The organism is Lysinibacillus sp. GJ-1 (assembly GCF_021166035.1).
GTDB classification, from domain to species: domain Bacteria; phylum Bacillota; class Bacilli; order Bacillales_A; family Planococcaceae; genus Lysinibacillus; species Lysinibacillus sphaericus.
The window spans coordinates 1,332,523-1,346,465 of sequence record NZ_CP088912.1; the positions used below are offsets into that span (position 1 = coordinate 1,332,523).

Sequence of the window (13,943 nt, forward strand, 5' to 3'; positions counted from 1 at the left end):
ATTTTCGATAAGTCCCTGTCGTAGCAAAAAAGTGTTAGAATTGCCGGCAGGCATTCTAACACTTTTCATCATTTTTAAATTGCGCTACATGTGTGGGGCATCCATACCAAAGTTTGCCCATTCCTCTTTTGAAGGAGTATAGATACCTGGAACGGTTAATCCTGCCTGTCGCATAAGAACGCTCATTTGCCCACGGTGGTGGCTCTGATGTTGCATTAAAAACAATAATAGTGACCCATTCGGTATTTCTTGGCCTAGAAATTGTATATATTCCGTCATGGTCTTGTCATTCCATTGCGTTTTTAATGCATGGACAAATGCACTGCTAGCTTGGTGATAATGGTCTGCTATATATTGAGCCGAGGTAGGGACAGGAACATCAACTGTTGGAGCTTCGAACGTTAAGTTTGTATTGGATGTAATAATATGAATAGCAGTTACAGTATGCCAAGCAATGCGTCCTAAAGTCCAATTTTCTGCTGTGATGGCTTGCGTAAGTGATTGATCTGTCAACGTGTTGAGGTAATTTTGTGTGGCACTCGCTTCAAATGCCCAAGAGTGTATAAAATGGTCTACAGTTTGGAACATTAAAACCCTCCTAAAATATAGTTTTCTTTCTATACATATACAATTTTATCCTCGATTGCATGAAATAACATTATGTTTTTGTAAATAATTAAAAACCAGCTCGATTGATGATTTGAGCTGGTTTTTTGGTTACTGTTCTTGCATTATAGGAGAAGTTATTCTTTTGATGTGTCTTCTGTTTTATTGGGATCTTCCATATGTTCTTTGTGTGTAGATGGTGCTTCCGTATCATTGGGCTCTGTTTTATCTTTTGATGTACCACATCCAAATAATAGCCCTGTTGCTAGAATTGCTGTAAATGTACCGATAATTAATTTTTTCATCCATTCACCTCATAATGAAATTTATACTTTTATTCTTGCCCTATTTTTTTACTTCATACATCGTTGCTTTGCAAAAAATTACCGACGTTTTATGTGTATGGATATATATGTTAAAATATTTTTGGTGCTAAAAGGTAAGTGAAAATCTTAAATCAATTCAAGGGTGTTTCCTATGCATCAATTAAATCTAGTTGAAATAGATGGTTTACCAGGAGAAATATTATTCAAAGCTTTAGAAACAGAAAACTGCTAAAGAAAGAAGCTGTTTTTTAAAGTGAGCTTTACGAAAAAGGGCATTGAGGAGGACAAAATGAGCTACATACAATCAATTCGCAAACTAATTGGAAATGAAATGCTAATGACTATCGGTTGTGGCATTATTCTTGAGAAAAACAATCAAATATTACTACAGCATCGAACAGATCAAAATGTTTGGGGTATACCAGGTGGTGTAATGGAACCTGGAGAGACATTTCTTGAAACCGCAGTGCGTGAAACTTATGAGGAGACAGGACTAAAAGCCGAACAATTAGAGCTGTTTGGTATTTATTCTGGACAAGAAGGTTTTGCAACATATTCGAATGGAGACAAAGTGTTTAGCGTCCAAATTATTTTCCACTCAAGTTGTTTCACAGGCCAATTACTTCAGCGTACTGAAGAAAGTCATGAACATCGATTCTTTTCCCGACATAATCTTCCTCATTTAAACACCCATCAAGCACGATTTATTCACGATTGGGTAAATAAGGTGAATTTTCCAATAGTTAAATAAGGAGTTTCTGTTAAAAGGCTGCCAAACAATTTATTGTAGCCATCTGAAATCCTTCTAAGCTAAGTGTATGGCGGAGAAAAACGCAAGAACTAGTAATAATGCGTAGTGATTAATTGATAATGAAAATCCATAATTGTATAATTTAACGAAAATAAGAGGAGAGTCGTTATTTTGTTCGTTCATTAGACTAATCGAGTTCGACAGGGAAGAATAAAAATTCGTCATTTCGTTACTACACTGGGGGAATAAATATGCCTTGTAAAAGCTGTTTAGTTTTAGAGTTACAGTTTGACATACAGTTAAAGGGACATCGAAATCTATCACTAATGGAAAAGGTAGTTCATCATTTTAAAAGAAGAGGCTTTTTGCTTTCAGTGAAGGATGATTACTTCATGATTAAAGAGTCAGGCGTTAGGGAATTTGTTGATTTTTGCCATGATTTTATGGATTTAGCGCAAGTTTATTTTCGTTTTGACAATAGAACGTGGCAACCTATTACAGAAATCGAGCCGATTTTAGAGATGAAGTGGATTGATGAAGTAATCAGGAAGAAATCTGTTATTAGCTACTCTCAACCGATTGTCGATGCAAATGAAGAAATTTATGCTTATGAAATATTATCTAGGTTTCCGAGAGAGGATGGTTCTCTCATCTATCCTAATGAAATTTTTACTGCAGCGAGAAGTCGAGGACGGTTATATGCTCTAGATCGCATATGTAGAATGGCGGCAGTGAGCTATTCAGCAGTATTGAAGAAAAAGACGTTTATAAACTTTATTCCCACGTCTATTTATTCCCCAGAGTTTTGTTTGCAAACAACGGTACAATTAGCAAATCAATTAGGCATTGATCCGAATCAATTTGTTTTTGAAGTAGTCGAATCAGACAAAGTCGATGACATTGAGCATTTAAAATCCATTCTCAATTACTATAAGCAAAAGGGCTTTCAATATGCCTTGGATGATGTTGGTGAAGGGTACAACACGCTGGAAATGCTTGCAGACTTAAAGCCTCAATATATGAAATTGGACATCAAATATGTTCAAGGTGTTAGCGGAAATAGTGAAAAGCAAGCAGTAGCCAAGCAGTTTTTAGCGAAGGCATTTGAAGTGAATGCGATTTCGTTAGCAGAAGGTATTGAGAGCAGAGCAGATTTTGAATGGTTAAAGGAAAATGGTTATCAACTTTTTCAAGGTTACCTCTTTGGAAAACCGAGCATGCATCCTCAACGGAAACTGTAAAATCATAAACAATAATATCTTGAATGAAGCTTGTGTTGTACAAGCTTTTGTTCAGGATATTTTTTTTGCATTTTTTAGCTTCTTTATTATTTGCAAATTTTTGTACAGCAGTTGTATACTTGTTGTAGAATTCTTGTATAATATAAAACTGGATTACTTATACAAGAACATGACCATTTAAAACAACTTTGCAAATACTAGCTAACTAAGGATATAGGGAGGTTTTATGATGAAAAAGAACAAAGAAATCATTATTATCGGAGCTGGCCCGGGTGGGTTAGCATCAGCGATGTTGCTAACTGCAAAGGGTTTCAATGTAAAAGTATTTGAGAAAAAGAATTATATTGGTGGGAGAACGAGCGAAATACAGCTAGGCGAATACAAGTTTGATATGGGTCCTACATTTTTAAATATGCTATATATTGTAGAAGAGATTTTTGAACTTACCGGAAGAAATATTCATGATTACATAGAGCTAATTGACTTGAATCCTATGTATGAGCTGATTTTTAGTGATAAAAAAATTAAAATGACACGTGACAGAAACGAAATGATTCGCCAAATGAATGAGCTTTTCCCGGGAAATGAAGGAAGCTATGAGCGATATATGAAGGAAACAAATCGCAAATTAGAAAAATTAGCCCCTGTTCTACAAACGAGTATGAATCGCTTTACAGATTTACTTCAACCAAAGGTTTTAAAAGCATTAGGAGAGCTAGAAGTCGGTAAATCTTTAATTGATACATTATCGCGTTATTATAAACAAGAAGAATTACAGCTTGCATTTACTTTCCAAGCGAAATATCTTGGTATGTCTCCTTGGGAAAGTCCAGGTGCCTTTTCGATTCTCTCTTATATTGAGCATGCCTATGGGGTTTATCATGTTAAAGGTGGCTTGAACAAGTTGACACAAGCGATGGCTAAAGTTGTACGTGAAAATAATGGAGAAATTTTTACAGGCACAGGTGTATCAAAATTATGGTTAGATGGACGTAAAGTAAGAGGTGTTATTTTAGAAAATGGTGAAAAAGTTGCGGCTGATGATGTCATTATTAACGGAGACTTTGCTCATGCCATGACGAATCTAGTAGAACCAGGTGTACTAAAAAATATTCGAAGGAAAAGTTAGACAAGAAAAAATACTCTTGTTCAACATTTATGTTATATCTAGGTGTCAATAAAACATTTGATTTGCCACACCATACAATTTGGTTTGCTGAGGACTATCGTCAAAATGTGGAAGATATTACGAATGCCAAAATATTATCAGATGACCCTTCCATTTATATCCAAAATGCTGTTGTGACTGATCCAACAGTTGCACCACAAGGGAAATCAACGCTCTATATTCTTGCACCTGTACCGAATAACTTTAGTAATATCGAATGGGAGAAATGTGAAAAAGACTATCGTGATATGTTAATAGGAATGCTTGAACAGAAACTTGGGGTTGACAATCTTGCGCAATATATTGAGGAAGAAAAAATGATTTCACCAAGAGGTTGGGAAGAGGAAATGGATGTATATAAAGGGGCGACCTTTAATCTAGGACATCAGTTAACACAAATGCTAACATTCCGTCCTCATAATAAATTTGAAGAGTTAGATCATTGCTGGCTAGTAGGAGGAGGTACGCATCCAGGAAGTGGATTACCTATTATTTTAGAGTCGGCACGTATTACGGCAAATGGTATTTTAAGAAAAGAGAAGATGACTGAATTTGCTGTCAAGCCATTACCAAAAGTAGAACTCTTTGACCCTAAAATGCCAAAAGGGCATGGTAACGGCATTGATGCGGTACAAATTTAATGATAAATCTAGTAATCTAGCGTTTTCCTTTCATCGCACCGGAGCAATGTCTAAGGATTAAGTTCATAAGGTTAGTATGAATCTTTTTAAAAATACAAAAAGGTGGGGTAGCACAACTTTATGAGGTGGCAACATTATATTTTTTATTTTTTTCTTATTTGGTATAGCTTCGGTGTGATTTTAGTAGGATTTAATCTATTGCCAACATGGCTTGAATGGGCAAACAGTGTTTTTATTATCACAGCGGGTGTGCTTGGGGTAATTTATTTTGTTAGGGGATTTGGTCCAATTTATGGTGTGAGTATTAGTACACTCATTTTTATCACAACGTTTATTGTCGAATATTTAGGATCTACTCATTCCATACTTTTTGGTTCTTATCATTATACGCAATATTTCGCACCTAATCTTTTTGGCGTGCCTATTGCAATTGGTTTCGCTTGGATTATGGTGATTGCCACTTCCCATGCGATAGTGCATATTGTTCGTCTACCAAATAGGTGGATTCGCTCTATCATTGCTAGTCTATTAGCAGTGGTGTTTGATTTAGTGCTTGATCCTGTTTCCTTTAAAGTCAAAGAATATTGGATATGGGAACAGAGCGGGTATTATTATGACATTCCACTGACGAATTTTCTTGGCTGGTTTTTAACTGCTTTGGTTTTACATATTGTCATAGGGCTCTTTGGCAACTTGCTAAACGTAGATAAGCAGTGGCAACGACGTATGGTTCTTTTATATAGCTTAATGATTTGTATGTTTGCATTTATTGCCCTGTTAAACAAACTCTATTTAGCAGCAATCATTCCAGTAATCGTTTTAGCTATCCTATTTGTAACTATGAAGCGAGATGAACATTATGTTTGAGGCAAAAAAAAGTAAAGTTGCTGCTTGGATGTTTCACCTCGTGCAACAAAGGTTATTAAATCGCTATTTTCATAAAATTTGGCTTGCTATAGAGGAGCCCTTGCCAAAAAATGCCCTTTTTATTGCCAATCATAGTAGCTGGTGGGATGGACTTATATTTTTTCAACTGGAAAAGCGACAGAAAGTACCACCAATTTATATGATGACGCATGAAGATGGCATAAAACAAGTACCGATTTTTAAATGGATCGGTGCTTTTTCTGTCAATTCTCAAAGTACAAAGCATGTGGTGCAATCGCTCCGTTATGCACAAAAGTTATTATATGAAGAAAAAAGTGTTGCCTTGTTTCCACAAGGGGGAGAGGTTCATTTAGAAGCACGACCATTACAATTTCAAAAGAGGGCCGCTTTTTTAGCGGGAAAATCTCCTCGAATTCCTGTTATTCCAGTTACGATATACTATACTTTTCGCCATATGATAAAAGGGGAAGTATGGATTTCTATTGGAGGTCCCATCGAGACAGAAGGAAGAAACAGTGAAATTCTTACACAGCATTTTGAGGAAATCATGACAGCCCAATTGAATTCGTTGAAGCAAGATGTAGTTACAAATCATTATGAAAAATATATCAATATATTATGAGGTGTGAATTTGATTATTTTAATGAGCATCTTACTAGGTTTTTGCATATGGACGATTTTAAATCTCACTTTCTTACCTAACTTAAAAAGCCACTTCACCTTGCATGAGTATCCCTTGATTTCAGTATTAGTGCCGATGAGAAATGAAGCAAGAAATGTGCAAAATTGCATTGCAATGCTGAAGAATATTCGCTATGAAAATATAGAAATAATAATTTATGAAGATCAATCGACTGATAGCACCTATTCATTATTACTTCAAGAAATTGGGGATGATACTAGATTTCAAGTTATTCGTGGCGAACTATTAAAGGAAGGCTGGATTGGAAAAGTACACGCCTGTTATCAGCTCCGTCAACATGCGCATGGTCGTTTCTTAGCTTTTATTGATGCAGATGTGACACTACATCAACATACGCTTACCTATGCAATAGCAAGAGCTAAACAATACAATGCGTCACTAGTTACAGGGTTTCCTAAATTCCATTATACAAATTGGCTTGATAAAATGCTTATTCCAATGATGCATTTTATTGTCTATTTCCATTTACCAATTGCACTTGCAAACTTTACCAAAATTCCGGCTACCACGGCTGCAAATGGCGCATTTATGTTTTTTGAAACGGCAAGTTATGACCAAATAGGCGGACATGAGGCAGTAAAAAGCTCTTTAGTAGAAGATATACATATTGCACAAATACTGAAGCGGAATGGCCATCGTGTATTACTGACCAATGTTACGGATTGTGTGCATTGTCATATGTATGAAACGAGTAAAGAGACGTGGGAAGGTTTTTCTAAAAATATTTTTGTAGGAATTGGTCGATCAATCCCAATGGCAATTGGTTTAACATTATTTTATTCGCTATTGTATATCATGCCATTGATCTTTGGTGTGTATGGTGTGACGACGTGGCAACCACTTTTCATACTTCCTTTTATTATCACAGTTATACACAGAATGATTTGTGATATCGCAAGTAAAACACCAATCGTTTATAGTTTGGGTATTTCAGGGTCTGTTGTGGCGTTGTTATGTATTTTATGGCGTTCAGTTGTGTTATCGAAAACAGGGGGAGCTTATACTTGGAAAGGCAGGTCTTATAAATGAAGGTTAGTATTATTGGTGGTGGGTTAGGCGGGCTTGCCTGTGCCATTTCACTTGCACATAAAGGATACGATGTGCATTTATTTGAGAAAAATAGTACGCTGGGCGGTAAAATGCGTCCAGTTACGTTAGGTGACTACTATTTTGATTTTGGACCGAATACGATAACGATGCCTTATGTCTTTAATCAAGTAATTGAACAAACAGGTGTTGATGCAGCCCCTTATTTTCGCTTTGTTGAGGTACAACCACATATGAAAAATGTAGGAGTAAATGGCGAAACATTTTATTTGTCAAATGATCGAGCGTTTATGATTCGTCAGTTACAGCATTTAGATCCACATGGAGCAAAAAATTATCCAGCCTTTATTACAGAAATATCTCGACTATACTTTTTAGCAAGACAGCATTTTTTAAATAAAGCTTTTCTATCAAAAAAGGATTTTATATCACCGAAACTAGCCAACGCGCTTTTAGCAGTTCGACCCTTTGAAACATTGGAAAAGTTTTTGCAACGTTATTTTACGAATCCTTTTGTTTTGCAATGTTTTATGCGGTATGCAACGTATATTGGGTCGTCTCCGTATAAGACACCTGCCACATTTGCGATGATTGCCTATTTAGAACTTGTGGAAGGCGTTTATTATGTACCTGGTGGGACAGCTTCAATTGCCAAAGGTTTTGAAAGGCGTGCACGCGAGCTTGGGGTGAAAATTTATACGAACAGTGAAGTAACAAATATTGATATAGACAATGGTGTAGCAAAAAGTATTGAACTCAAACAGGGTGAGAAAATTTCTAGTGACTTATTGGTAGTAAATGCAGATATTTTACAGGCAATGCCAACGTTAATGGACAGTAGCTTTCTCGCAAAAAAGAGGCAGATTACGCCATCGTCCTCGGTTTTCGTTATTCTAGCAGGCTTAAATAAAAAGATAGCATCTTTGGAACACCATAATGTCTTTTTCTCACCAAACTATTTTAACGAGTTTGAGCAACTATTTGAGCAAAAGGTTTATGCGAACGAGCCGACAATTTACATTTGCAATTCATCTAAAACAGATGTGACTCGTTCTCCTAAAGGTGATAATTTGCTTATTTTAGTGAATGCACCCGCTGGGCAAACACCACCTTACCAATATGATGAAATAATAATGAAACAACTTGAGCGATATAGCATTTATATAAAAGACGCCATTGTACAAAAGCAAATTATTACGCCACAAACGATTGAACAAGATTTCAATAGCTATAAGGGTGCTTTATATGGGTATGCATCCAATAGTTTTCGCAGTGCTTTTTTTCGTCATCCCAATAAGAGTTCGATTGCATCAAACTTATACTTTGTAGGTGGCAGTACGCATCCAGGAGGGGGATCACCTCTTGTGACATTAGGTGGCATGCATGTAGCCGATGCAATTGTCAATCAACATTAGCGACAGTGATTGAAAGGACATTCGCAGTTTTTATAGAATTGTTATAAGTGGGGTAACCAGAAGGGTGAGATAATATGGGGCAAGTTAAAATATATGGTGTGAAAGATAGCTTAAATCCTATTAAGGCAACATTATCGACGATTATTCATGCATGTATGGTAGAGGCACTTGCATTGCCTTCAGATAAGAAATTTCATCGTATTTTTCCGATGGATAAAGAAGATTTTTGCTTTCCCAGTGATAGAAGTGATGCCTATACCATTATTGAAATAAGCATGTTTGAAGGTCGAACAGTGGAAACGAAAAAGCAATTATTTACATTGTTGTTTGACAAGATTCATAGTGAACTGCGTATAGCGCCTCAAGATATCGAAATTACGATTTTTGAAACGCCAAAACATAATTGGGGAATACGGGGACTGCCTGGAGATGAGTTAACATTAACTTATAACGTAAATGTATGAGTTTTTGTATAGGTAGATTGAAATGACAGACCTTTGTAACAAACGGTTATCGAAATTTACTTAGGCAAGTACTAAACAAAAAGGGTTGAACAACGTGATAAGAAAAGGCTACTTCATAGACAAAGAAAACAATCAGATGTTTCACGATGAAGTATGCGTATCAAATAAAATTTACGCTAATAATGTTACGTTACGGGAACTTGAACAAATGATTTTTAGTGGCGAATTAGAAGAAATTTTTATCTGTCACTATCAAACGGAACGAATAAGTACGTTAAAGCGTTTAGTAACGCATGATGTTAAGTCTGAATGGCGTACAAAGTATAAAAATAATATTAGCCTTGATGATGAAGCTTGCTTAAATGATTTTCCTAATGGCTATTGCTTTTTTGTAGAGCTTTGGAAAAGCGCTAAAGGTACTACTATTTTAGTGTTATTCCAATGTCATTAAAAATCATCCATTAGTAAAAATATTTTAGCAGAGGAGGAGAAAAGCTTCTTCCAAAGTAGACAACAAAAAAGTGTTAGATTGATTGTGGTCAATCTAACACTTTTGCTTTTTCAAGCTATTTTTTATTTGTTATTTCTATAATTTAATTGTCCAACCGAATGAATCTTCAAGCGTGCCATTTTGGATGCCTGTTAATGTATCGTAAAGCATTTGTGAAATTTCACCAATTTCACCGTTATTAATTAGGATTTTTTCGTCGCGCCATTTCAACTCTCCGACAGGTGAAATAACTGCTGCCGTGCCCGTACCAAATGCTTCTTCCAATGTGCCGTTATGATAGGCTTCAACCACTTCATCAATTGAAATGCGACGTTCTTCGACTGGGATGTTTTTTGCTTTTAATACGTGCAGCATCGAATCACGCGTAATACCTGGTAAGATGCTTCCGTTTAATGCTGGCGTAATGACAGTACCATTTATTTTGAAGAAAATATTCATGCTCCCTACTTCTTCAATATAACGGTGTTCCTTGCCGTCAAGCCATAATGTTTGAGAGTAGCCTTCCTTGTGCGCAATTTCTTGTCCTTTCAGGGCACTTGCATAGTTACCAGCGGTTTTTGCTTCGCCAGTTCCCCCCACAACAGCTCGTACAAAGTGCTGTTCCACCATAATTTTGACTGGATTAATGCCTTCTTTGTAGTAAGAACCCGACGGTGACATAATAATAATAAATTGATAACTATTCGAAGGGTGTACGCCCAAGTGAGGCTCGGTTGCAATAATAAATGGACGGATATAAAGAGATGTTCCTGGTGCGGTTGGAACCCATTCACGATCCAATGTTACTAATTGCTTTAACGCCTCTAACGCAAGTTCTTCATCAATTGCTGGAATGACGATACGCTCATTTGAATGATTTAAACGGTTGAAATTACGGTCTGGACGGAATAATAGCACGCCGTTATCTACTGTTGCATAAGCTTTTAAGCCTTCAAATACAGCTTGTCCATAATGGAAGACCATTGCTGATGGATCGATAGAAAGTGGCTGATACGGGATAATGCGTGGATCATGCCATCCCATTCCTTCAGTATAATCGACTATAAACATGTGATCTGTAAAAAATTGTCCGAACCCTAATTGGTCTACTGCAGGTTTTTCTTTTGGTTGTGTTGTTAATTCTTTTTTAATTTCTAACATCGTCATATCCTCCGCGTCTTATGTCATTAGGTGATTTATCTATAATACTTAATAATACTGTTTATTTTAAATTAATGAAATACTAAGAATCTACTAATAATTAATAAAATTGCTGAAATATTTATTTAATTGAACAAATTCCAACATTACATAGATAAAGAAATGTTTTTTCATAAGGTGAGCATCATGTGCTTTAGTTGTGACGTCCAAGATAGGCATAATTAGAGTCTTCAACTTTCAAATGCTAACTATGTATGTAATTAGCACGTCGAAACGATTATGATTGAAGTAAAGGTTTGGAAATTAAAGTGGGGGTACCTGTCCAAAGATAGCATAAAAAGACAGGATGAAATTAATTGAATACGATAATCTTGAAGTAAGGAGTGAGGGCATTTGAGTTGGATTGAGTCGATTCAAAAGGCAATAAATTATATAGAAGAGCATTTACATGAAACCATTACGATAGAACAAATAGCACAAGAAGTAAATGCCTCTGTTTTTCATTTTCAACGGACATTTTCTATTTTAACAGATATGTCTATCGCAGATTATATTAGACGAAGAAGATTAACGTTGGCTGCCCAAGAGTTAATCAATACAGATAGTAAAGTAATCGACATCGCCTACAAATATGGCTACGACTCTCCTGAAGCTTTTACCAAAGCATTTCGAAAGCAGCATAACGTAACGCCAAGTGAAGTACGTAAACAGCAAGGACCATTACAATCATACAATCGCCTGATAATCCAGGTGACTTTGAAGGGAGCAGAACCAATGAAATATAACATTGTAGAGAAAGAGAAGTTTCAAGTCGTGGGTGTCAAAAGAACGTATAATTGCCAAACAGGTGAGAATTTACAAGGCATACCTCAATTTTGGAATGAACTAAATGGGCAAGGTATGGACGAGCAATTATTTACATTAAACAACGGGCAAATCAAAGGGGTACTTGGTGTGTGTGTACCAGATGAAAACTATAAGGATAACAGTTTAATAGACTATTGGATTGCAACAAATCACGTAGGAGAAGTACCTGAAAATATGTTAGCAATGGAAGTACCGGCATCCAAATGGGTTGTATTTGAAGTGCTAGGCCCGATGCCTGATGCGATGCAAAATGCTTGGAAGAAAATTTTCTCGGAATGGTTCCCATCCAACCCATATGAACCTGCTGGAACAGCTGAATTAGAAGTTTATACGGATGAAGATCCTACAAGTGAAAATTTATATTCGGAAATTTGGATACCGATTAAGTAGTAAGGCGGTGCCAGGCACGCAAACAATTCTCAAACAATTTGTAACTTCGTAAAGAGTAGTGAAGCCAAGAATGTAATTTATTCTTGGCTTTTTGACTTGTTTGTCGAGCAGACTTAAAATTTTGTTCTAAAAGAAGTTATGGCGCAAATGAAATACTTTATAGAACAATTTAGCGTCCCTGCTCATTTTGCTGTTGGTGTTCATTTGTGGCAATAAACATTTTTGAAACCTATCATCACAGTATTTTGTTCTACCGTATTTGGCATAACATTCGTCATGCTTCTTACAGCAAGAATCAACTGCATTTGTTGGTGCGCTTTGAACATCCCGGTCCACAATATCTATAGCCTGGATAACAAAATCCTATTTTTCTATTCCTATTCACAGTGATAACCTCTTTTCAAAAAAGTTTTCATACTATACATTATGTAGCGTTCACATTTGAAAAGAGATGAAAAACTAGTGATAACTCAAAAAAGAATGGATGAAGTAGTGAAAATTAAAGCGACAAAATATCACCATCATTCGGCACTGATACGTGTGCTAGTCGCTGCTCGTCTAGAAAATTAGTTAACTGCGCTCGGCTTAATTTGCAATGATTGATGGTTTCAAGATGGACAATCACAAGCTTTGTGTTTGGGGATAAGCGAGCAATACGTGCAACATCTTCGCGCGTCATTGTTATTACAGTTCCCCATATCATCTGTGCCTCTGATGCATTTAAAATGGCGATATCCGGCTGCAACTCTCTGAAAGCTCTGTCTATAGCTGGTGTCCAAATACAATCACTGACGATATAAATGGAACCTTCTTCCGTCGTATTTAAGAAAAAGCTAGAAACAGGTCCTAGTAATTTGCCAGTAATACCAGGTGCATGTCGTCCTGCTAGTCGTTTCAAGTGAATTCCTTCCCATTCATAACAATCATTGATAGCTATTACCTTTTTAAAACCCGCAGACCGTATTGCTGTGGCATCTTGTGGCTGACAAAAGACAGGAATCTGTTTGTTCAGGATAGCCATCGCTCTTTTATCCCAGTGGTCAAAGTGACGATGCGTTAATAAGATGGCATCCATATCTTCAAAAATGTTTAGTGGAACAGGTAATGGAGTTAATGGATTTCTACGATAATTTCGGGTAAATGGCACGGGTGCAAGTTTACTGACATCACTTAACATTGGATCAATTAGTATGCGTTTTTCGTTGATAAATAAAATCGACGTTGCGTGTCGAATATGTTGGAGGCGAATGGTCATAAGAACTCCTTCAAGTGATTTATTTTTTACATACGCTATCATATTATGAAGTTTGTTTCTACTAATTAGTAGAAGGTGGAGAACAGTTAAGGTTTTTGTAAGCTAATTAAAAAACTGCTGTAAGGTTGCGTAGTTATACTTGCGAAGGAGCAAAAAATACAGTATTGATGAAAGGAGTTATGGAGAATGAATCCAACCGTTACACAAAAGGAAAGGATTGTTTCCTTAGATATTATTCGTGGTTTAGCGCTATTTGGCATATTATTTATAAATGTGGGGGCTTATCAGTTGGTAGTTGAAGGACAACCATTGCCTGTTTATAGCAAATTCAATAGCATACTAGATACGGTAATTGATATATTTATCGAGAAGAAATTTTTTCGATTTTTTCATTACTCTTCGGTGTAGGTTATTATATTTTTACTTCACGTGCTGAAGCTCGGGGGATAAGCCGAGATGGCGCTTTGCAAGAAGATTACTAGCATTATTTCTTATAGGGATTGTCCATTTAATTTTTTCTGGGGCTCCAT

At 36.3% G+C, this 13,943-nt stretch carries 14 protein-coding genes and 1 pseudogene; 11 read left to right on the forward strand and 4 right to left on the reverse strand.

Annotated elements, in window-relative coordinates:
• Positions 1-84: 84 nt before the first annotated feature.
• Together LO754_RS06165 and LO754_RS06170 are read right to left on the reverse strand one after the other, a co-directional pair.
• Positions 85-588 carry a DinB family protein gene (locus LO754_RS06165; protein WP_231785795.1) on the reverse strand — a complete coding sequence of 168 codons (504 nt, stop codon included), beginning with the start codon at positions 586-588 and terminating at the stop codon, positions 85-87.
• 155 nt (positions 589-743) lie between these two features.
• Complete coding sequence (locus LO754_RS06170; protein WP_231785796.1) at positions 744-911, reverse strand: hypothetical protein; 168 nt, start codon at positions 909-911, stop codon at positions 744-746.
• A gap of 310 nt (positions 912-1,221) precedes the next feature.
• Between LO754_RS06170 and LO754_RS06175 the strand changes: the two genes are divergently transcribed.
• The 9 genes and pseudogenes from LO754_RS06175 (at position 1,222) to LO754_RS06215 (ending at position 9,701) form a co-directional block, all read left to right on the forward strand.
• Complete coding sequence (locus LO754_RS06175; protein WP_231785797.1) at positions 1,222-1,683, forward strand: NUDIX domain-containing protein; 462 nt, start codon at positions 1,222-1,224, stop codon at positions 1,681-1,683.
• Between the two features lie 251 nt (positions 1,684-1,934).
• A complete protein-coding gene (locus LO754_RS06180; RefSeq protein ID WP_231785798.1) occupies positions 1,935-2,924 on the forward strand; it encodes an EAL domain-containing protein in 990 nt (329 codons plus the stop codon).
• 229 nt (positions 2,925-3,153) lie between these two features.
• Positions 3,154-4,733, forward strand: a pseudogene (locus LO754_RS06185) (phytoene desaturase family protein).
• Positions 4,734-4,853: 120 nt separating this feature from the next.
• The gene (locus LO754_RS06190) at positions 4,854-5,600 is read left to right on the forward strand and encodes a carotenoid biosynthesis protein (RefSeq protein WP_231785799.1); all 747 of its coding nucleotides are present in this window, start codon (positions 4,854-4,856) and stop codon (positions 5,598-5,600) included.
• Positions 5,593-6,243 carry a lysophospholipid acyltransferase family protein gene (locus tag LO754_RS06195; protein ID WP_231785800.1) on the forward strand — a complete coding sequence of 217 codons (651 nt, stop codon included), beginning with the start codon at positions 5,593-5,595 and terminating at the stop codon, positions 6,241-6,243. Before LO754_RS06190 ends, LO754_RS06195 begins: the two co-directional genes overlap by 8 nt.
• A 21-nt stretch (positions 6,244-6,264) precedes the next feature.
• Positions 6,265-7,353, forward strand: a complete 1,089-nt coding sequence (locus tag LO754_RS06200; RefSeq protein WP_488209312.1) for a glycosyltransferase family 2 protein — start codon at positions 6,265-6,267, stop codon at positions 7,351-7,353.
• Positions 7,350-8,786: a phytoene desaturase family protein gene (locus LO754_RS06205; protein ID WP_231785802.1), complete on the forward strand. Its 1,437-nt coding sequence runs from the start codon at positions 7,350-7,352 to the stop codon at positions 8,784-8,786. The genes LO754_RS06200 and LO754_RS06205 overlap by 4 nt, the downstream gene beginning before the upstream one ends.
• A 74-nt stretch (positions 8,787-8,860) precedes the next feature.
• The gene (locus LO754_RS06210) at positions 8,861-9,250 is read left to right on the forward strand and encodes a tautomerase family protein (RefSeq protein WP_024361452.1); all 390 of its coding nucleotides are present in this window, start codon (positions 8,861-8,863) and stop codon (positions 9,248-9,250) included.
• A 94-nt stretch (positions 9,251-9,344) separates the two neighbouring features.
• Positions 9,345-9,701 carry a hypothetical protein gene (locus LO754_RS06215; protein ID WP_025218934.1) on the forward strand — a complete coding sequence of 119 codons (357 nt, stop codon included), beginning with the start codon at positions 9,345-9,347 and terminating at the stop codon, positions 9,699-9,701.
• Positions 9,702-9,836: 135 nt separating this feature from the next.
• Here the strand turns inward: LO754_RS06215 and LO754_RS06220 are convergent, their stop codons facing one another.
• The gene (locus tag LO754_RS06220; RefSeq protein WP_024361450.1) at positions 9,837-10,907 is read right to left on the reverse strand and encodes a branched-chain amino acid aminotransferase; all 1,071 of its coding nucleotides are present in this window, start codon (positions 10,905-10,907) and stop codon (positions 9,837-9,839) included.
• Between the two features lie 387 nt (positions 10,908-11,294).
• On the opposite strand from LO754_RS06220, the gene LO754_RS06225 reads away from it, so the two are divergent.
• Complete coding sequence (locus LO754_RS06225) at positions 11,295-12,158, forward strand: AraC family transcriptional regulator (RefSeq protein ID WP_231785803.1); 864 nt, start codon at positions 11,295-11,297, stop codon at positions 12,156-12,158.
• 499 nt (positions 12,159-12,657) lie between these two features.
• Here LO754_RS06225 and LO754_RS06230 read toward each other — a convergent pair whose 3' ends face one another.
• The gene (locus tag LO754_RS06230; RefSeq protein ID WP_231785804.1) at positions 12,658-13,413 is read right to left on the reverse strand and encodes an MBL fold metallo-hydrolase; all 756 of its coding nucleotides are present in this window, start codon (positions 13,411-13,413) and stop codon (positions 12,658-12,660) included.
• 186 nt (positions 13,414-13,599) lie between these two features.
• Here LO754_RS06230 and LO754_RS06235 point away from each other — a divergent pair, with 186 nt between their 5' ends.
• On the forward strand, positions 13,600-13,821 hold the full coding sequence (locus LO754_RS06235; protein WP_231785805.1) for a DUF418 domain-containing protein: 222 nt from the start codon (positions 13,600-13,602) through the stop codon (positions 13,819-13,821).
• Positions 13,822-13,943 lie beyond the last annotated feature (122 nt).